Raw genomic sequence first — 19624 nt, 5'->3', positions numbered from 1 at the left:
CGTCCAGGCGACCGAAGGTTCGGAAAACCGCTGGTCGGGAGGGGGACGAGTCGATGATACTCGGACACGTGTTCCTGACGATCAGTACGACCGGCACCCCCGAGCGTCCCGCCACCGACCTGGGCTTCCTGCTGCACAAGCACCCCGGCAAGGCGCAGGCGTTCTCCACCTCGCACGGCACGGCCCACGTCCTCTACCCCGAGGCGAGCGCCGAACGCTGCACGGCCGCACTGCTGCTGGAGGTGGATCCCGTGGCGCTGGTGCGGCGCGGCAGGGGCAAGGGCAGCGGCGGAGCCCCCGACGCCGCGCTCGCCCAGTACGTCAACGACCGCCCCTATGCCGCGTCCTCGCTGCTCTCCGTCGCCATGAGCACCGTCTTCAAGAGCGCGCTGCGAGGCGTGTGCGCCGCGATGCCGGAGCGGGCCGCGAGCCCGCTGCCCCTGCGGATCGAGGTGCCCGCACTGCCCGCGCGCGGTGGCGCCGAACTCGTCCGAAAGCTCTTCGGGCCCCTGGGCTGGCACCGGGTGGAGGCCGAGCCGGTCGCCCTCGACGAGCAGTTCCCGGAGTGGGGCGACTCCCGCTACGTACGGCTGGCACTCGAAGGGGAGCTGCGCCTCGCCGACGCGCTGCGCCAGCTCTACGTCCTGCTGCCGGTCCTCGACGACGCCAAGCACTACTGGGTGGCACCCGACGAGGTCGACAAGCTGCTGCGGGCCGGCGAGGGCTGGCTGGCCGACCACCCCGAACAGAAACTGATCACCAGCCGCTATCTGTCCCGCCGCTGGGGTCTCACCCGGCAGGCGACGGAACGACTCGAACTGGTACGACTCGCCGAGAGCGACGACCTCGAGGTGGAGGACGTCGACAACGCGGTGGACGAGACCAAGGACACCGACGAGCGTCCCGTGCCGCTCGCCGAGCAGCGACGCGCCGCGATCCTGGAGGCCCTCCGCACGGCGGGCGCGTCGAGCGTGCTCGACCTCGGCTGCGGTCAGGGCCAGCTCGTCCAGGCGCTCCTGAAGGACGTCCGGTTCACCGACGTCGTCGGCGTGGACGTGTCCGTGCGGGCCCTCGCGATCGCCGCCCGCCGACTGCGTCTGGAACGCATGGGCGAGCGGCAGTCCGGCCGCGTCACCCTCCTCCAGGGCTCGCTCACCTACACCGACAAGCGCCTGACCGGTTATGACGCCGCGGTCCTCAGCGAGGTGATCGAGCACCTCGACCTGCCGCGGCTGCCCGCCCTCGAGTACGCCGTGTTCGGTTCCGCACGCCCCCGCACGGTGATCGTCACCACGCCGAACGTCGAGTACAACGTGCGCTGGGAGACGCTGCCCGCCGGCCACGCACGCCACAGCGACCACCGCTTCGAATGGAACCGTGCGGAGTTCCGGGCCTGGGCCGCCCGGGTCGCGGAGCGGCACGGCTACGGCGTCGCGTACGCGCCGGTCGGCCACGACGACCCGGAGGTCGGCCCGCCGACACAGATGGCGGTGTTCACCCTGACCTCCCCGGAGCCGACGGCCGACGGCCGGACGGCCGCAACCGCGGGCACCGGAACCCCGGCGACCGTGAACCCGGACGCCGGCACCCACCCGGCTCCCGCGACCACCACGGCCTTGACGACCGGTGCGACCCCGGGCGTCACGACCGGCACCACCACCACGAAGGAGGGGGCGGTATGACCACCACCCGCGAACTGCCCGTCACCGACCTCTCCCTCGTGGTCCTCGTCGGCGCCAGCGGCTCCGGCAAGTCCACCTTCGCCCGCAAGCACTTCAAACCCACCGAGGTGATCTCCTCCGACTTCTGCCGCGGCCTGGTCGCCGACGACGAGAACGACCAGAGCGCCAGCGGCGACGCCTTCGACGTCCTCCACTACATCGTCGGCAAGCGGCTCGCCGCAGGCCGGCTGACCGTCGTCGACGCGACCAGCGTGCAGCGGGAGAGCCGCCGCGAACTGGTCCAGCTCGCCCGCCGGCACGACGTCCTCCCGATCGCCATCGTCCTCGACATGCCCGAGGAGGTGTGCGCCGCACGCAACGCCGCCCGCCCCGACCGGGCCGACATGCCCCGCCACGTCATCCAGCGCCACCGGCGCGAACTGCGCCGCTCCCTGCGCGGGCTGGAGCGCGAGGGCTTCCGCAAGGTCCACGTCCTGCGGAGCGTCGAGGAGGCGGACGCCGCCGAGATCGTCCTGGAGAAGCGCTACAACGACCTGCGCCACCTCACCGGACCCTTCGACATCATCGGCGACATCCACGGCTGCAGCTCCGAACTGGACACCCTGCTCGGCCGGCTCGGCTATGTGGACGGCGCACACCCCGAGGGCCGTACCGCGGTCTTCGTGGGCGACCTCGTCGACCGGGGGCCGGACAGCCCCGGTGTGCTGCGCCGCGTGATGGACATGGTCGCCGCCGGCAACGCCCTGTGCGTGCCGGGAAACCACGAGAACAAGCTCGGGCGGTGGCTCAAGGGCCGCAACGTCCAGCACACCCACGGGCTCGCCGAGACCATCGAGCAGCTGGAGCGCGAGGACGCCACCGACCCCGAGTTCCGCGAGCGGGTGGCCGCGTTCATCGACGGGCTCGTCAGCCACTACGTCCTCGACGAGGGACGGCTCGTCGTCTGCCACGCCGGCCTGCCCGAGAAGTACCACGGCCGCACCTCCGGCCGGGTCCGTTCCCACGCCCTCTACGGCGACACCACCGGCGAGACCGACGAGTTCGGCCTGCCCGTGCGCTACCCCTGGGCCGAGGACTACCGCGGCCGCGCCGCGGTGGTGTACGGACACACCCCCGTGCCCACGGCCTCCTGGGTCAACAACACCATCTGCCTCGACACCGGCGCCGTCTTCGGCGGCAAGCTGACCGCGCTGCGCTGGCCGGAGCGGGAACTCGTCGACGTCCCCGCCGAGCGGGTCTGGTACGAGCCCGTCAAGCCGCTCGCCACCGAGGCACCCGGCGGGCACGAGGGCCGCCCGCTCGACCTCGCCGACGTCCACGGACGCCGCATCGTGGAGACCCGCCACATGGGACGCGTCGCCGTCCGCGAGGAGAACGCCGCCGCCGCGCTGGAGGTGATGAGCCGTTTCGCGGTCGACCCGCGCCTTCTCGCCTACCTCCCGCCGACCATGGCGCCCACCGCCACCTCGCAGAAGGACGGCTACCTGGAACACCCGGAGGAGGCGTTCGCCCAGTACAGGGCCGACGGGGTCGAACGGGTCGTGTGCGAGGAGAAGCACATGGGCTCCCGGGCCGTCGCCCTGGTCTGCCGCGACGCGGACGTCGCGCGGAAGCGCTTCGGCGCCGACGACGTCACCGGAGCGCTGCACACCCGTACCGGCCGCCCCTTCTTCGACGACCCTGCAGTCACCGAGCAGATCCTCGCCCGCCTGCGCACGGCCGTCACCGAAGCCGGACTCTGGGAGGAACTCGGCACCGACTGGCTGCTTCTGGACGCCGAACTGATGCCGTGGTCGCTCAAGGCGTCCGGGCTGCTCCGCAAGCAGTACGCCGCCGTCGGCGCCGCGTCCCGCGCGGTGCTCCCCGGCGCCACCGCCGCCCTCGAGGCGGCCGTGGCCCGAGGCATCGACGCCGGGGCCCTGCTGGCCCGCCAGCGCGAACGCGCCGTGGACGCCGCCGCGTTCACCGACGCGTACCGCCGCTACTGCTGGACCACGGACGGCCTGGACGGTGTGCGTCTCGCGCCCTTCCAGATCCTCGCCGCCGAGGGCCGCTCCCTGGCCGGCGTGCCCCACGACGAGCAACTGGACCTGCTGGACGCGCTCGTGGAAGCCGACGGCACGGCCGGTGGACCGGGGCTGCTCCAGCGCACCCGCCGCCTCGTCGTGGACACCGGGGACGAGGCGTCGGTGAAGGCCGGCACCGACTGGTGGCTGGAGATGACCGCGGCGGGCGGCGAAGGCATGGTCGTCAAACCCCTGCACGCCCTCGTCCGTGACGCCAAGGACCGGCTCGTCCAGCCGGGCATCAAGGTCCGCGGACGGGAGTACCTGCGGATCATCTACGGCCCCGAGTACACCCGCCCGGACAACCTGACGCGGCTGCGCGGCCGGTTCCTCGGCCACAAGCGCTCACTGGCCCTGCGCGAGTACGCGCTCGGCCTGGAGGCCCTCGACCGCCTCGCCGCCGGTGAGCCGCTGTGGCGTGTCCACGAGGCCGTGTTCGCGGTGCTCGCGCTGGAGTCGGAGCCGGTGGACCCCCGGCTGTAGACCGGCGGAGGCGGACCCGGATTCGGACCGGAGCCGTGCGGCCGCGGTGACGGAGCACGAGGGGAGGCACTGCCGGTGCCTCCCCCACGGTGGGACCACCCGCTCCGGGCGGGCCCTTCGGGACGACATCCGCGCGGGTGCACACCGACTGCGCGGGGCGGGGGGAGCACCACCACCGGTCCGGGCGCCGGGCCGAGCGGCCGGAGGAGACGGGGCGCCGCAGCCACGGCCCCTGGGCGGTCGCGTCCGCGCCCCCCACCACCGGCGGGCCCGGGTGCCGGAACGGGCCGGCGGGGCGTCCATCGCCCGTGAGCCCGCCGCCGAGGCACTCGGCGTCCGGGCGGTCCGGGATACGGCAGGAGACGGTCCCGGCGTTCGCCGGGTGAAGTGCCCTCCGGACGGCGAGGATGGGGTCATGGGATTCCATGTCGACTCCGAGACCGGGCGGCTGCGCCGGGTCGTTCTGCACCGGCCGGATCTGGAGCTGAAGAGGCTCACGCCCGGCAACAAGGACGCGCTGCTCTTCGACGACCTGCTCTGGGTCCGGCGCGCCCGGCAGGAGCACGACGGCTTCGCCGACGTGCTGCGCGACCGGGGCGTCGCCGTCCATCTCTTCGGTGACCTGCTGCGCGAGTCGCTGGAGATCCCGGCGGCGCGCAAGCTCGTGCTGGACCGGGTCTTCGACGAGAAGGAGTACGGTCCGCTCGCCACGGACCATCTGCGGGCCGCCTTCGACGAGATGGACACCCGCGGGCTCACCGAGGCGCTCATCGGGGGCATGACGAAGCGGGAGTTCCTCGCCGGCCACTCCGAGCCGTCGTCGGTCCGCTTCCACGTGATGGACCTCGACGACTTCCTCCTCGGGCCCCTGCCCAATCACATCTTCACCCGCGACACCTCCGCCTGGATCTACGACGGCGTCTCCATCAACGCCATGCGCTGGCCCGCCCGTCAGCGCGAGACCGTGCACTTCGAGGCGATCTACAAGAACCATCCGCTGTTCACCGGCCCCGAGGCGGGCGAGTTCCACCACTGGTCCGAGGGCCAGGACGACTACCCCTCCACCATCGAGGGCGGCGACGTCCTCGTCATCGGCAACGGAGCCGTGCTGATCGGCATGAGCGAGCGCACCACACCGCAGGCCGTGGAGATGCTCGCCCGGGGACTGTTCGCCGCCGGCTCGGCCCGGACGATCGTCGCGCTCGACATGCCCAAGCGCCGCGCGTTCATGCACCTGGACACGGTGATGACGATGGTGGACCACGACACGTTCACCCAGTACGCGGGCCTCGGCATGCTGCGCTCGTACACGATCGAGCCGGCGGCGGGCGACCGGGCCGTGTCCCTTCGGGTCACCGACCATCCGCCGGAGCACATGCACAGCGCCATCGCGGCGGCTCTCGGGCTGAAGGACGTCCGTGTGCTCATGGCGACGCAGGACGTGCACTCGGCGGAACGGGAGCAGTGGGACGACGGCTGCAACGTCCTCGCCGTCGAGCCGGGCGTGGTCGTGGCCTACGACCGCAATGTGACGACCAACACCCATCTGCGCAAGCAGGGGATCGAGGTGATCGAGATCCCGGGGAGCGAACTCGGCCGCGGCCGGGGCGGCCCCCGCTGCATGAGCTGTCCCGTGGAGCGGGACGCCGTCCAGCCGGGCACCTGACGCCGCCACCCGCCCCCTGTCGTATAGCAATACGGGAGCATGTATAGAATTCCATTGTCCCGTTCGCGATCCAGGAGCAGCCGACCATGGCGACACAACTCGAAGGCCGCCACTTCCTCAAGGAGCTCGACTTCACGGCCGAGGAGTTCCGCGGCCTCGTCGACCTGGCCGCCGAGCTCAAGGCCGCCAAGCGAGCCGGAGCCGAGGTGCCGCGTCTGCGCGGGAAGAACATCGCGCTGATCTTCGAGAAGACGTCCACCCGCACCCGCTGTGCCTTCGAGGTCGCCGCCGCCGACCAGGGCGCGTCGACGACGTATCTCGACCCGGCCGCGTCCCAGCTGGGGCACAAGGAGTCGGTCAGGGACACCGCACGCGTGCTCGGCCGGATGTTCGACGGTATCGAGTACCGGGGGGAGAGCCAGGAGGCCGTCGAGGAGCTCGCCGCGTACGCCGGGGTCCCGGTGTTCAACGGACTCACCGACGACTGGCACCCCACCCAGATGCTCGCCGACGTGCTCACCGTGACCGAGCACAGCGACAAGCCCCTCACCTCGATCGCCCTGGCCTACCTCGGCGACGCCCGCTTCAACATGGGCAACTCCTACCTGGTCACGGGAGCCCTGCTCGGCATGGACGTGCGGATCGTCGCCCCCAAGGCCTACTGGCCCGCCGACGACGTCGTCGCCGCGGCCCGCGCGGCCGCGGAGGCGAGCGGGGCGACGATCACCCTGACCGAGGACGTCGCCGAGGGCGTCGCCGGCGCGGACTTCGTCGCCACCGACGTCTGGGTCTCCATGGGCGAGCCCAAGGAGGTGTGGGACGAGCGCATCGCGGCCCTCGCCCCCTACGCCGTGACCATGGACGTCCTGCGCGCCACCGGCAACACGGACGTCAAGTTCCTGCACTGCCTGCCCGCCTTCCACGACCTGGGCACCCGTATCGGCCGCGAGCTCCACGAACGGCACGGCCTCACCGAGCTCGAGGTCACCGACGAGGTCTTCGAGTCCGCTCACTCGGTCGTCTTCGACGAGGCCGAGAACCGGATGCACACGATCAAGGCCGTCCTCGTGGCGACCATGGCCGCGGCCGGGTAGCCGTACGCGCGATGGGGGCGTATGCGGCCCTGGCCGGCGACTCTCCCGTTCGGGTGGGGTCCCGGCTCACAAGGCCCGGCCCCCGGGCCACCCTCGGCGAGCGCGTCGCCTCGCCGGCACCGGAGCGACCCCGTCCGGGCCTTCGGCCGGCACGAGACCTCACGCCCGGGCGGGAGCCCCAGGGAGTCTGAACCAGACGGCCTTCCCCCGCGCGGTCGGACGGTGTCCGCAGGCCGCGCTGAGCGTGCGCACGAGCAGCAGCCCGCGGCCGTGCTCCTGCCACGGGTCGGGCACCGGGTGCGGGGGAGGGTCGGACAGCCGGCCGGGCGGGGACGGGTCGGGGTCGTGCACCTCGACCCGGCAGCCCTCCGGCAGCAGCTCCACCGCCAGCTCGATCGTGCTGACGCCGTCGGTGTGCTCGACTGCATTGGCGACCAGCTCCGCCGTGAGCAGCTCCGCCGTGTCGCAGTCGGCCCCGTCCTCGACGTCCGCCAGGGCCGTGCGCACCAGCGCACGGGCGATCGGTACCGCCGCGGTGGTGTGCGGCAGCGCGATCCGCCAGAGGCCGGTGGCCTCGGCGGCGGGGGCGGTTCCGGGGGAGTGGGGCAAGGCTCTGATTCCGATCACGGCCGCATGCGGCCGGTACTGCGTCTGGTACTGGTTTCAACCTTACGAGACGGAATCGGGTGCGACGGTATGCCCCGGTCGCTCCCCGGCGGCTGTGCCACACCCCTGACAGGACCTTCACCGAGCCGCGACGCCCCGAGAGTTATCGCGCTCTCGTGACGGGAGTCACGCAAGAGTGATAAATTCGGGTGGCAGGCACACGTGGGACGCGACGCGCCCACCGAGGGAGGCCACACGTCCATGAGCCCCTTTCCCAGCTCCGCACCCCGTACCGAGCAGTGGCGCCACATCCGCCTGACCAGGCAGGACGGCATCGCCACCGTCACCCTCGACCGACCGGAGAAGCTCAACGCGCTCACCTTCGGCGCCTACGCCGACCTGCGCGACCTGCTCGCGGAACTCTCCCGGGAACGCTCCGTGCGCGCCCTCGTCCTCGCCGGCGAGGGCCGCGGCTTCTGCTCCGGAGGCGATGTCGACGACATCATCGGCGCCACCCTCGCCATGGACACCGCCCAGCTCCTCGACTTCAACCGGATGACCGGCCAGGTCGTGCGCGCCCTGCGTGAATGCCCCTTCCCCGTGATCGCCGCGGTCCACGGCGTCGCCGCCGGCGCCGGGGCCGTCCTCGCCCTCGCCGCCGACTTCCGCGTCGCCGACCCCACCGCCCGGTTCTCCTTCCTCTTCACCAGGGTCGGGCTCTCCGGCGGAGACATGGGCGCGGCGTATCTGCTGCCCCGCGTCGTCGGCCTCGGCCACGCCACCCGGCTGCTGATGCTCGGCGAACCCGTCCGCGCCGCAGAGGCCGAACGCATCGGACTCATCAGCGAACTCACCGAGGAGGGGCAGGCCGACAAGGCCGCCGCGGACCTCGCCCGCCGCCTCGCCGACGGACCCGCCCTCGCCCACGCCCAGACCAAGGCCCTGCTCACCGCGGAACTCGACATGCCGCTCGCGGCCTCGGTCGAGCTGGACGCCGCCACCCAGGCCCTGCTGATGAACGGCGAGGACTACGCCGAGTTCCACGCCGCCTTCACCGAGAAGCGCGCCCCGAACTGGCAGGGACGATGACCCCGCCGCCCTGCGCCCCGGACGCCCCGCTCCCGTCCGGCACCACGCCTTCGGGCACATCGGTCCCACCGGGCACGCCCGGCGCTCCGGACGCCCCCCGCCTCCTCCCCGGCTCCGACCGGGCAGCACACCGCAGCGCCCCCCTGCGAGTCGCCGTCGTCGGCGGTGGCCCCGGCGGCCTCTACGCCGCCGCACTCCTCAAACGCCTCGACCCCGCACGCGACATCACCGTCTGGGAACGCAACGCCCCCGACGACACCTTCGGCTTCGGAGTCGTCCTCTCCGACGAGACACTCGGCGGCATCGAACACGCCGACCCCACCGTCCACCGCGCACTCCAACGCGCCTTCGTCCGCTGGGACGACATCGACATCGTCCACCGCGGCCACACCCTCACCTCCGGCGGACACGGATTCGCCGCACTCGGCCGCCACACCCTCCTGCGTGTCCTCCACGACCGCTGCCGGGAACTCGGCGTGAAGCTGCGCTTCCGCACCCCGGCCCCACCCGCGGCCGAACTCGCCGCCCACCACGACCTCGTCATCGCCGCCGACGGCGTCCACAGCACCACCCGCACCGCGCACGCCGACGTCTTCCGCCCCCGCATCACCACCCACCGCTGCCGATACATCTGGCTCGCCGCCGACTTCGCCCTCGACGCCTTCCGCTTCGACATCGCCGAGACCGAACACGGCGTCGTGCAGCTCCACGGCTACCCCTTCGAGCGCCCGGAACCCGACCCCCACCCGCAGACGGAGCACCCCGGCGAACCCCGCACCACCGGAGCGTCCACCGTCATCGTCGAAATGCGCGAAGAGGTCTGGCGCACCGCCGGACTCGACGAATGCGACGAGCAGCAGTCAGCGGAACGCTGTGCCAAGATCTTCGCCGAAGCCCTCGGCGGCCGCCCCCTCCGCGGCAACAACTCCGCCTGGACCGCCTTCCGCACCGTCGTCAACGAACGCTGGTCCCACGGCAACACCGTCCTCCTCGGCGACGCCGCGCACACCGCGCACTTCTCCATCGGCTCCGGCACCAAGCTCGCCGTCGAGGACGCCCTCGCCCTCGCCGCCTGCATCGAGGAGCACCCCGGCCTCCCCGACGCCCTCACCGCCTACGAGGCCGAACGCCGCCCCGTCGTCGAATCGACCCAGCGCGCCGCCGCCGCCAGCCTCCGCTGGTTCGAGGACCTCCACACCTACCTCGACCAGCCACCCCGCCAGTTCGCCTTCAACCTCCTCACCCGCAGCCGCCGCGTCACCCACGACAACCTCCGGCTGCGCGACCCCGCCTTCACCCGCACCGTCGAGGACGACTTCGGATGCCCGCCCGGCACCCCGCCCATGTTCACACCCCTGCGGCTTCGCCGGCTGACCCTGCGCAACCGCGTGGTCGTCTCACCCATGGACACGTACTCCGCCGACGACGGCAACCCCGGGGACTTCCACCTCGTCCACCTCGGTGCCCGGGCCCTCGGCGGAGCCGGACTCGTCATGACCGAGATGGTCTGCGTCAGCGCCGAAGGCCGCATCACCCCCGGCTGCGCCGGCCTCTACACCGACGCGCACACCACCGCCTGGCGCCGCGTCACCGACTTCGTCCACGAACAGGCACCCGGCACCGCCATCGGCGTCCAACTCGGCCACTCCGGACGCAAAGGGTCCACCCGGCTCATGTGGGAAGGCATCGACCAGCCCCTGCCCGACGGCAACTGGCCCCTCGTCGCCGCCTCACCCCTCCCGTACCGGCCCGGCGTCAACCAGACACCCCACGAGCTCGACCGCGCCGGACTGACCCTCGTCCGCGACCAGTTCGCCGCCGCCGCCCGCCGCGCCGCCGACAGCGGATTCGACCTCCTCGAACTCCACTGCGCCCACGGCTACCTCCTCTCCGGCTTCCTCTCCCCCCTCACCAACCACCGCACCGACGCCTACGGAGGCAGCCTCGCCAACCGCCTCCGCTACCCCCTCCACGTCTTCGACACCGTCCGCGACATCTGGCCCGACGACCGGCCCATGACCGTCCGGATCTCCGCCACCGACTGGGCCGCCGGCGGCACCACGGCCGACGACGCCGTGGAGATCGCCCGCGCCTTCGCCGCCCACGGCGCCGACGCCATCGACGTCTCCACCGGCCAGGTCGTCCCCGACGAACGCCCCGAGTACGGCCGCTCCTACCAGACCCCCTACGCCGACCGCATCCGCAACACCCTCCGCGTCCCCGTCATCGCCGTCGGCGCGATCTCCTCCTGGGACGACGTCAACTCCCTCCTCCTCGCAGGCCGCACCGACCTCTGCGCCCTGGCCAGGCCCCACCTGTACGACCCCCACTGGACGCTCCACGCCGCCGCCGAGCAGGGCTACGCCGGCCCCGCCGCACCCTGGCCCGCGCCCTACCGGGCCGGCAGCCGCACACCCCCGACCGGCCGCACCGACGCCCCCAAGCCGCGCCTGACCCTCACCGGGACACCGAAGCCCTGACCCACCGGACCGGGCGGCAACGGGACCGGCAGCCGCATCCCGAAAACGAGAACCGGCAGCCGCATCCCGAACGAGAACCGGCAGCCGTACCGTGACCGCCTACCGCCTACCGCCTACCGCCTACCGCCTACCGCCTACCGCCTACCGCCTACCGCCGCGACGCGGCCGGACGCGGGCCGTCGGGACGACCCGCCCGCGCAGGGCCCGGCCGGCGACGGCGGCGAACCTCCGCAACCGCGGACCGCTCACCCGCCGTCAGGCCGGACGTACCCCGCGCCCGCGTCCCGCAGCCGCTCGTGCAACCCCGAGAACACCTCAGCCGAACGCCCACCCGGCCAGTCCTCCGGCAACAGCTCCGCCGGCAGCCCCGGGTCCGCGTACGGGAGCCGGCGCCACGAATCAAGCGCCAGCAGGTAGTCCCGGTACGCCTCCTCCGCCGGCGTCTCCCCACGCGACTCCCACGCCCGCAGCACCGGGCCGTGGGCGTCCAAGAACTCCTCGTGCTGCTTGGCCACCCCCGCCAGGTCCCACCAGCGCCCCACCGCCTCGGCCGTCGCCGCGAACCCCAGATGCTCGCCCCGGAACAGGTCCACGTACGGATCCAGCTGCAGCCGCCGCAGCGTGTGGCGCGTCTCCTCGTAGAAGCGTGCCGGCGCGATCCACACCCCCGGCGCAGCCGTGCCGAACCCCAGCCGGCCGAGACGCGACCGCAGCAGATGCCGCTTGTGCCGCTCCGCCTCCGGCACCGAGAACACCGCCAGCACCCAGCCGTCCGACAGCAACGCCGCACGGCGGCCGAAAATACGTTCGTCGCCGTCGTCCAGCAGCTGCCGGGCGTCGGCCGACAGGGCATAGCCCGCCGCCCCGGCCCCCGTCCGCTCCGGGACGAGCAGCCCCCGCCGCTTCAGCCGCGACACCGACGATCGCACCGAAGGGGCGTCCACCCCCACCGCCCCCAGCAGCCGGATCAGCTCCGCCACCGCGAACGGCCCCGCCGACTCGCGTCCGTACGCGCCGTACAGGGTGACGATCAGGGAACGAGGAGTGTGCTGCTCGGCCACGTGATCACTCTAGGCCCCGCAACCTGAACCGTTGCAGCTTCCCCGTCGGCGTGCGCGGCAACGCGTCCATGAAGACGATCGCCCGCGGACACTTGTACGGCACCAGACGCGTCTTCACGAACTCCCGCAGCGCCTCGGCCCCCGCCTCGTCGCGCGCCGCACCCTCCCGCAGCACCACGTACGCCGCCACGATCTGGCCCCGCAGCTCGTCGGCACGGCCGACCACCGCCGCCTCCACCACGTCCGGATGCGCGAGCAGAGCGTCCTCCACCTCCGGGCCCGCGATGTTGTACCCCGCCGAGATGATCATGTCGTCGGCGCGGGCCACATAGCGGAACCACCCGTCCGGCTCCCGTACGTACGTGTCACCCGTCAGGTTCCAGCCGTTCCGCACGTACACGCCCTGCCGCCGATCCGAGAGGTAGCGGCAGCCCACCGGACCCCGCACCGCCAGCAGCCCCGGCTCACCGTCCGGCACCGGCTCCCCGGAGTCCCCGTCCACCACCCGCGCCTCCCAACCCGGGACCGGAACGCCCGTCGTCCCCGGCCGGATGTCCCCGTCCGCCGCCGAGATGAAGATGTGCAGCAGCTCCGTCGCCCCGATGCCGTTGATGATCCGCAGCCCCGTCCGCTCCCGCCACGCCTGCCAGGTCGTGGCCGGCAGGTTCTCCCCGGCGGACACGCAGCGCCGCAGCGAGGAGACGTCGTGGCCGCCGACACCGTCCAGCATCACCCGGTACGCCGTCGGCGCGGTGAACAGCACCGACACCCGGTGCTCGGCGATCGCCGGCAGCAACTGACCCGGTCCCGCCTGCTCCAGCAACAGCGCCGACGCTCCCGCCCGCAGCGGGAACACCACCAGACCGCCCAGACCGAACGTGAAACCGAGCGGAGGGCTCCCCGCGAACACATCGTCAGGCGACGGCCGCAGCACCCGCGCCGAGAACGTGTCGGCAACGGCCAGCACATCCCGGTGGAAGTGCATGCACCCCTTCGGCCGGCCCGTCGTCCCGCTCGTGAACGCGATCAGCGCCACATCGTCCGCCGCCGTCTCCACCGCCCGGAACACGGCCGGACCGCCTTCCGCCAGCCGCAGCAGATCGTCGGGCCCGTCCCCGCCGAACGCGGTGACCCGCAGCCCGGGCACCTCCGCCTTCACCAGATCGTCCATGGAGCGGACGTCGCACAACGCGTGCGTCACCTGTGCGATGTCACACATGACGGCCAGCTCCCGGGCCCGCTGCTGGGCGAGCACCGTCACCGCCACCCCACCCGCCTTCATCACCGCGAGCCAGCACGCGGCCAGCCACGGCGTCGTCGGGCCCCGCAGCAGCACCCGGTTGCCGGGCACCACGCCCAGCTCACCGATCAGCACATGCGCGATCCGGTCGACCCGCTCCCGCAGTTCCCCGTACGTCCAGACGGCGCCCTCGCCGTCCCGGAACGCGGGACGGCCGGCCCCGTGGCGCTCGATCGTGGCGTCCAGCAACTCCCCGCCGCAGTTGAGCCGCTCCGGATACCGCAGCTCCGGCAACCCGAACAGCAACCGCGGCCACTGCTCCCGCGGCGGCAGATGGTCCCGCGCGAACGTGTCGTGATGAGCCGAAGGAGTCAGCTCCGAGCCGGCCGAGGGTGTCAGCACCACTTCGCCCCCTTGTCGTGGTGGGGTCGCGCAATGAGCGTAGCGTGATGGTGACGACAGTCAACAGTCCGCGATAACGTGCTTCACGAGGCCACCGCTCAACCGCGCCACCCACCCCGTCATCCGGCCGCAGGAAGTGGGGAATCGGATGCCCGCATTCTCGCTCGAACCGGCACAGACCGCCTGGTGCGCCGAACTGCGCACCCTGGCCACCGAACGACTGCGCCCCCTCGCCGACAAGGGCGAACCCGGCCGTGTCAACCGGCCGCTCCTCACCGCACTCGGTGAAGTCGGCCTGCTGGCACGACTCTTCACCGCCGGCGCACTGGATCTCTGCCTGATGCGCGAATCCCTCGCCCACGGCTGCACCGAGGCCGAGACCGCCCTCGCCCTCCAGGGACTCGGCGCCCACCCGCTCCACCGATCGGGTACCCCCGCCCAGCGCGACCGCTGGCTGCCCGCCGTCGCCGCGGGCCGCGCCGTCGCCGCCTTCGCCCTCAGCGAGCCCGGCGCCGGCTCCGACGCCGCCGCGCTCGCCCTCCACGCCGCAGCCGAACCGCACGGCCCGGGCTGGCGCCTCACCGGCGAGAAACTGTGGATCTCCAACGCCCCCGAGGCCGATTTCTGCACCGTCTTCGCCCGCACGGGTGAAGCCCCCGGCGCCCGCGGCATCACCGCCTTCCTCGTCCCCGCCGACCGCCCCGGCCTCACCGGCCGCCCCCTCGACATGCTCTCCCCCCACCCGATCGGCGCCCTCACCTTCGACGGCGTCCCCGTCACCCCCGACGACGTCCTCGGCCGGCCCGGCGCCGGCTTCCGCGTCGCCATGGACACCCTCAACCTCTACCGCCCGAGCGTCGGCGCCTTCGCCGTCGGCATGGCCCAGGCCGCACTCGACGCCACCCTCCACCACACCGCACACCGCAACGCCTTCGGCGGCCCCCTCAAGAACCTCCAGGCCGTCTCCCACCAGGCAGCCGACATGGCCACCCGGACCGAAGCCGCCCGGCTCCTCGTCCACGCCGCCGCCTGCGCCTACGACGCCGGCGCCCCCGACGTGCCACGCCGCTCCGCCATGGCCAAACTGTTCGCGACCGAGACCGCCCAGTACGTCGTCGACACAGCGGTACAACTCCACGGCGCACGCGCACTCCAGCGCGGCCATCTGCTCGAACACCTCTACCGGGAAGTGCGCGCCCCACGCATCTACGAAGGCGCCAGCGAGGTCCAGCGCGGCATCATCGCCAAGGAGCTGTACGCCACCGCCGGCACGGAGGAGACCACCCGATGAGCCTCGAACGGATCAACCCGCCCGGGCTGTCACCCGCCGGCGGGTTCTCCCACGCCGTCGCCGCCACCGGCTCCCGCCTGGTCTTCCTCGCCGGCCAGACCGCACTCGACGCCGACGGCAAGGTGACCGGCGACGGGCTCGTCGAGCAGTTCGAAACGGCCCTCACCAACCTCCTCGCCGCCCTCGCCGCGGCCGGCGGCACCCCCCACGACCTCGCCCGCGTCACCGTGTACGCCACCGACGTCGCCGACTACCGCCGCCACGCCGGCGCACTCGGCCGCGTCTGGCACCGGCTCGCCGGCCGCGACTACCCCGCCATGGCGGTCATCGGCGCCGTACGCCTCTGGGACGAACAAGCCCTCGTCGAACTCGACGGAGTCGCCGTACTGCCCTGACCCCCGTCGACCGCCGGAGCGGGCCGCCCGGCGTCAGCCCTCCAGCAGCGAACCCATCCACGCCTCGACGGCCTCCGGCACACGCGGCAGCGCCCCCGACATCAGCCGCGCCCCGTCCGCCGTCACCACCAGATCGTCCTCGATGCGCACCCCGATCCCACGCAACTCGGGCGGCAGTGTCCCGTCGTCGGGCTGGAAGTACAGACCCGGCTCCACCGTCAGCACCTGACCCTCCTCCAGGACCCCGTCGAGGTACGCCTCGGCACGCGCCCGGGCGCAGTCGTGCACGTCGAGCCCCAGCATGTGGCCGCTGCTGCACAGCGTGTACCGGCGGTGGAGGTCGCCCTCCCGGTCCTTCAGCACCCCCCAGTCCGCCAGACCCTCCGCGATCACCCGCACGCAGGCGCGGTGGAAGTCGCGGAACGGGCTTCCCGGCCGCAGCGCGGCCATGCCCGCCTCCTGCGCGGCGAGGACGAGTTCGTACACCCGCCGCTGCACGGGCGAGAAGCGGCCGGACAACGGCAGGGTGCGGGTGACGTCCGCCGTGTAGAGGGTGTCCGTCTCGACACCCGCGTCGAGCAGCAGCAACTCCGACGGGTCGAGACGGCCGTCATTGCGGGTCCAGTGGAGCACACACGCGTGCGCGCCTGAAGCGGCGATGGTCTCGTAGCCCGTGCCGTTGCCCTCCAGCCGGGCCCGCAGCCCGAACACCCCCTCGACCAGCCGCTCACCGCGCGGATGGGCGAGCGCACGCGGCAGCGCACGGACGACGTCCTCGAAACCGGCCGCCGTGTGGTCGACGGCACGCTGCAACTCACCGATCTCCCAGCGGTCCTTGACCAGCCGGAGCTCGGCGAGGGCCGCGGCGAGCACGGGATCGGACGCGGCGTCGCGGCCGGGAGGCAGCAGCCCGAGATCGTCGAGGTGGACGCACCGGACGCCCGTCAACCGCTCGGCCTCGGCCAGGTCGGGCCGCCGGCCCACCCAGAACTCCCCGTACCGACGGTCCCGGTAGAAGGTGTCGTCACCGGCGGCCCGCACCGGCCGGGGGCGGACGTACAGCACGGCCTCGTGCCCGCCGCCCGGACCCGACGGCTCCAGGACCAGCACATGGCCGTGCTGGTCCTCGCCGGTCAGTCCCGTCAGCCAGGCGTACGCGCTGTGCGGGCGGAAGCGGTGGTCGCAGTCGTTGGAGCGGACCTTCACCTCCCCGGCCGGAACCAGCAGCCGCTCACCGGGGAAGCGGGCCGAGAGCCGGGCCCGCCGCACCGGCGTCATGTCACGGGCCGCGACGCGGGCATCGGTGGGCAACGTGCGCTCCGCCCAGCACCCGGTCATGAACGCCGCCAACTCCGCGGAAACCGGCAGGTCGTGGCTGCCGGTGCGGAGGCGCTGGGGGAGAGGGTCACTGCCGGCCATCTCGACTCCTCGAGTCCTGGAATCCGTGAATCCCCGAATCCGCGCCTACGGAGCGGTACTGAGGGGTTGTCAGTGCAATTTCACATTACTATGTTACGGGTCACATCGCGCTGCTTCGGATGCGGCCAATCCTCCTGGTGTCGCAACGGAGTTCGCGACCACCGCACCGCTGACTCACCCCCCAGCCACCTCCCACACAGGAGACACCGGTGTCCCAGCCTCGACCCACGCTGCCCGGATCCCCGCGCAGACCTCTGCTCGCCGCAGCGGTCGCCGCCGCCCTGCTCGCTCCGCTCGGCCAGACCGCGCACGCCGCCGCACCCGGCGATCCCGCGGCCCGTCCCGCGCCCGCCGCCTTCACCGGCCGGTCCGTTCCCGCCGCCCCCGCCGCCCACGGCGCGAACCCCCACGACGAGGTCGACCGTCTCGCGCACGCCCCCAAACCCGCCGCAGCCCCCGCCCCCGCTCCGGGAGACCTCGTCCAGGGCCGCACCCCGGGCCGCCAGGGCCCGGCGTCCACCCGCACCGACACCGCCCGGAGCAGTGACACCCGCACCGCCGCCGGCGTCCCCTGCACCCTCGACGGCCTCACCCGCCTGGGCCCCCAGCAGCTCGCCGACTTCCTCGCCGACCCCGCCGTCACCGCCGACGGCTGCCTCTCCGGACTCGTCTGGAACTGGGACGCCCGCCTCGCCCCGGTCATGTCCGACGCCCACGTCCAGGCCGTGGGCCGGCGCATATCCTCACTCGCCGCCCCACACAACGGCACCAACGGCACCCACCTGCTGGAGATGTTCACCTTCCTCCACGCCGTCGCCTACCACGACTTCTCACGCCCCGAGATCGACATCACCGACATCCCGACCACAGAGGTCCTGCGACGCGCGGTCAACGACTTCGGTACCGCCACCCGCACCTTCGACGTCACCCGGACCAACGCCGAGACCCTCCGGGAGGCGCTCTACACCGCCAGCGCCCCCGGCCTGCGGCACAGCCAGCTCGGGCTGGTCAAGAAGGTCCTCGCCACGATGGACAAGTACCACAAGGGCCAGTACGACGACGCCTCCTGGGGCGGCGCGGCGCTCGCCGCCCTCTCCGTCAACTACCTCGGCGTCCATCCCGGCAACAAGGACACCGCCTTCCACAACGTCGTCACGGGTAACGTCTCCTACCGCGCCGCCTTCCGGGCCTTCGCCGGCCACACCCACCTCAAGGGCACCGTCAATGAGTGGGTCGTGCGAGACGCGCTGAGCGAGTACGGCCGATTCGGCCAGATCGAAGCCCTCAACAGCGGGATCGTCCCCGACCTCGGCGCCCTGCTGCCCGTCGCCCGCGCCAACTTCGGCGACGGCAGCCGCCCCTGGGCCTCGCTCGTCTCCTGGCTCACCTTCTACGGGGCGTGCAAGCCCTACGCGGTCTGCAAGGACGACATCGAGCGCCTGATATTCCCCCGCACCTTCACCTACGACAACGGCGCCATCAAGGTCCGCACCGGCCTCGACCACGCCACCGTCGACCAGCTCTACTACGCGAGCAAGCAGGTCAAGGCACAGTTCCACCGTGTGCTCGGCGCCGAGGCCCCGCTCGCCGGCGACACCAACACCTCGTTGAACATCGTGCTCTACGCCTCCCGCGCCGACTACGAGGTCTACCACCCGATCCTCACGGGCATGGGTACCGCGAACGGCGGAATCTACATCGAACGCGGCGCCACGTTCTACACGTACCAGCGCAGGGTCCCGCAGGACTCCTCCCTCACCCTCGAGGAGCTCTTCCGGCACGAGTACGTCCACTATCTCAACGGCCGCTGGGCCGTACCCGGGTACTTCGGCGAAGGCCCCTGGTACAGCGGTGACCGCACCACCGCCATGGACGAGGGCACGGCCGAGTTCTTCGACGGCGCCACCCGCGACGACGGCATGGCCGTCCGCAGGTCCCTCGTCCAGGGCGTCATCGACGACACCGCCGGCGGCGGCCCCCGGATGACCGTGAACCAGCTCCTCCACGCCACCTACGACGGAGACGGCTTCCGCTTCTACGACTACGCGGGCACCTTCTTCGAGTTCCTCTGGACCGAACGACCGTCACTGCTGCGGGAGATGTACGGTCTGCTCCGGGCGGACGATCCCGCGGGCTTCGACGCCTGGCGCGGCCGGCTCGGCGGCGACCCGGCACTCCAGCGCGCCTACGACGCCTTCCTCGACGCCCAGATCGCCAAGGTGGACGAGCTGTTCGTGCCCAACACCACCTACATACCCAACGACCGCCTCAGGGACGCCTCGGCCGAAGCGGTCCGGGAGTCCTTCGTCGCCGCCACCCAGTCCCATCCCGTCTGCACGGAGAACGACGACCCCGGAAAGCGGCGCTTCACCTGCACCGGCCGGATCACCGCCAACCTCACCGACTCCACCTCCCCGGACCTCGTCTTCAAGGACATGTCCGAGACGGTGGACTACTTCATCCTCGACCGCGCCGGGGCGGCCTCGACCAATCTCGCCGACATGAACTGCTCCTTCGGTCCGGTCGACATCTGGACCAACGGACGTGCGGGTACGTCCACTTACCGCTGCGAGGGACCCTTGCGCAGCTGAGCCGGGCGGGGACGAACCCGTTCACGCGATTTCCTTCCCCGGCACATGGCAATGTGACA

General features: G+C 72.4%; 13 protein-coding genes. 9 read left to right on the top strand and 4 right to left on the bottom strand.

What is annotated here, in order from left to right:
* The first annotated feature begins 68 nt into the window (after positions 1–68).
* From O7595_RS07145 to argF, 4 genes are all read left to right on the top strand, one after another.
* The gene (locus O7595_RS07145) at positions 69–1682 is read left to right on the top strand and encodes a 3' terminal RNA ribose 2'-O-methyltransferase Hen1 (protein WP_269727885.1); all 1614 of its coding nucleotides are present in this window, start codon (positions 69–71) and stop codon (positions 1680–1682) included.
* Positions 1679–4231, top strand: coding sequence for a polynucleotide kinase-phosphatase (locus O7595_RS07140; RefSeq protein ID WP_269727884.1), 2553 nt, complete (start codon positions 1679–1681; stop codon positions 4229–4231). Before O7595_RS07145 ends, O7595_RS07140 begins: the two co-directional genes overlap by 4 nt.
* A gap of 415 nt (positions 4232–4646) precedes the next feature.
* Positions 4647–5897: an arginine deiminase gene (locus tag O7595_RS07135; protein WP_269727883.1), complete on the top strand. Its 1251-nt coding sequence runs from the start codon at positions 4647–4649 to the stop codon at positions 5895–5897.
* 86 nt (positions 5898–5983) lie between these two features.
* Positions 5984–6991 carry an ornithine carbamoyltransferase gene (argF, locus tag O7595_RS07130; protein WP_269727882.1) on the top strand — a complete coding sequence of 336 codons (1008 nt, stop codon included), beginning with the start codon at positions 5984–5986 and terminating at the stop codon, positions 6989–6991.
* Positions 6992–7150: 159 nt separating this feature from the next.
* Here argF and O7595_RS07125 read toward each other — a convergent pair whose 3' ends face one another.
* Positions 7151–7600: an ATP-binding protein gene (locus O7595_RS07125; protein WP_269732405.1), complete on the bottom strand. Its 450-nt coding sequence runs from the start codon at positions 7598–7600 to the stop codon at positions 7151–7153.
* A gap of 258 nt (positions 7601–7858) precedes the next feature.
* On the opposite strand from O7595_RS07125, the gene O7595_RS07120 reads away from it, so the two are divergent.
* Both O7595_RS07120 and O7595_RS07115 read left to right on the top strand, forming a co-directional pair.
* The gene (locus O7595_RS07120) at positions 7859–8686 is read left to right on the top strand and encodes an enoyl-CoA hydratase family protein (protein WP_269727881.1); all 828 of its coding nucleotides are present in this window, start codon (positions 7859–7861) and stop codon (positions 8684–8686) included.
* Positions 8683–11166, top strand: a complete 2484-nt coding sequence (locus O7595_RS07115; RefSeq protein WP_269727880.1) for a bifunctional salicylyl-CoA 5-hydroxylase/oxidoreductase — start codon at positions 8683–8685, stop codon at positions 11164–11166. The genes O7595_RS07120 and O7595_RS07115 overlap by 4 nt, the downstream gene beginning before the upstream one ends.
* A gap of 245 nt (positions 11167–11411) precedes the next feature.
* Here O7595_RS07115 and O7595_RS07110 read toward each other — a convergent pair whose 3' ends face one another.
* Together O7595_RS07110 and O7595_RS07105 are read right to left on the bottom strand one after the other, a co-directional pair.
* Positions 11412–12227, bottom strand: a complete 816-nt coding sequence (locus O7595_RS07110; protein ID WP_269727879.1) for a PaaX family transcriptional regulator — start codon at positions 12225–12227, stop codon at positions 11412–11414.
* Positions 12228–12231: 4 nt separating this feature from the next.
* Positions 12232–13872: an AMP-binding protein gene (locus O7595_RS07105; protein ID WP_269727878.1), complete on the bottom strand. Its 1641-nt coding sequence runs from the start codon at positions 13870–13872 to the stop codon at positions 12232–12234.
* A gap of 145 nt (positions 13873–14017) precedes the next feature.
* Between O7595_RS07105 and O7595_RS07100 the strand changes: the two genes are divergently transcribed.
* Together O7595_RS07100 and O7595_RS07095 are read left to right on the top strand one after the other, a co-directional pair.
* Positions 14018–15160 carry an acyl-CoA dehydrogenase family protein gene (locus O7595_RS07100; protein WP_269727877.1) on the top strand — a complete coding sequence of 381 codons (1143 nt, stop codon included), beginning with the start codon at positions 14018–14020 and terminating at the stop codon, positions 15158–15160.
* Positions 15157–15555 carry a RidA family protein gene (locus O7595_RS07095; RefSeq protein ID WP_269727876.1) on the top strand — a complete coding sequence of 133 codons (399 nt, stop codon included), beginning with the start codon at positions 15157–15159 and terminating at the stop codon, positions 15553–15555. Before O7595_RS07100 ends, O7595_RS07095 begins: the two co-directional genes overlap by 4 nt.
* A gap of 33 nt (positions 15556–15588) precedes the next feature.
* Here O7595_RS07095 and O7595_RS07090 read toward each other — a convergent pair whose 3' ends face one another.
* A complete protein-coding gene (locus O7595_RS07090) occupies positions 15589–16974 on the bottom strand; it encodes an aminopeptidase P family protein (RefSeq protein WP_269727875.1) in 1386 nt (461 codons plus the stop codon).
* A gap of 209 nt (positions 16975–17183) precedes the next feature.
* Between O7595_RS07090 and O7595_RS07085 the strand changes: the two genes are divergently transcribed.
* Entirely contained in the window at positions 17184–19565 is a 2382-nt protein-coding gene (locus tag O7595_RS07085; RefSeq protein ID WP_269727874.1) for a collagenase, read from the top strand.
* Positions 19566–19624: the final 59 nt, after the last annotated feature.

The sequence above is a fragment of the Streptomyces sp. WMMC940 genome (assembly GCF_027460265.1).
Lineage (GTDB): Bacteria > Actinomycetota > Actinomycetes > Streptomycetales > Streptomycetaceae > Streptomyces.
The sequence above is the reverse complement of the archived record's forward strand: the minus strand, read 5'-3'. Positions and strand labels throughout refer to the sequence as shown.

Bases quoted from the DNA above. Each gene is read 5' to 3' on its own strand.
- O7595_RS07140 (WP_269727884.1), top strand. From the start codon at position 1,679: ATGACCACCACCCGCGAACTGCCCGTCACCGACCTCTCCCTCGTGGTC.
- O7595_RS07135 (WP_269727883.1), top strand. From the start codon at position 4,647: ATGGGATTCCATGTCGACTCCGAGACCGGGCGGCTGCGCCGGGTCGTT.
- argF (WP_269727882.1), top strand. From the start codon at position 5,984: ATGGCGACACAACTCGAAGGCCGCCACTTCCTCAAGGAGCTCGACTTC.
- O7595_RS07120 (WP_269727881.1), top strand. From the start codon at position 7,859: ATGAGCCCCTTTCCCAGCTCCGCACCCCGTACCGAGCAGTGGCGCCAC.
- O7595_RS07115 (WP_269727880.1), top strand. From the start codon at position 8,683: ATGACCCCGCCGCCCTGCGCCCCGGACGCCCCGCTCCCGTCCGGCACC.
- O7595_RS07100 (WP_269727877.1), top strand. From the start codon at position 14,018: ATGCCCGCATTCTCGCTCGAACCGGCACAGACCGCCTGGTGCGCCGAA.
- O7595_RS07095 (WP_269727876.1), top strand. From the start codon at position 15,157: ATGAGCCTCGAACGGATCAACCCGCCCGGGCTGTCACCCGCCGGCGGG.
- O7595_RS07090 (WP_269727875.1), bottom strand. From the start codon at position 16,974: ATGGCCGGCAGTGACCCTCTCCCCCAGCGCCTCCGCACCGGCAGCCAC.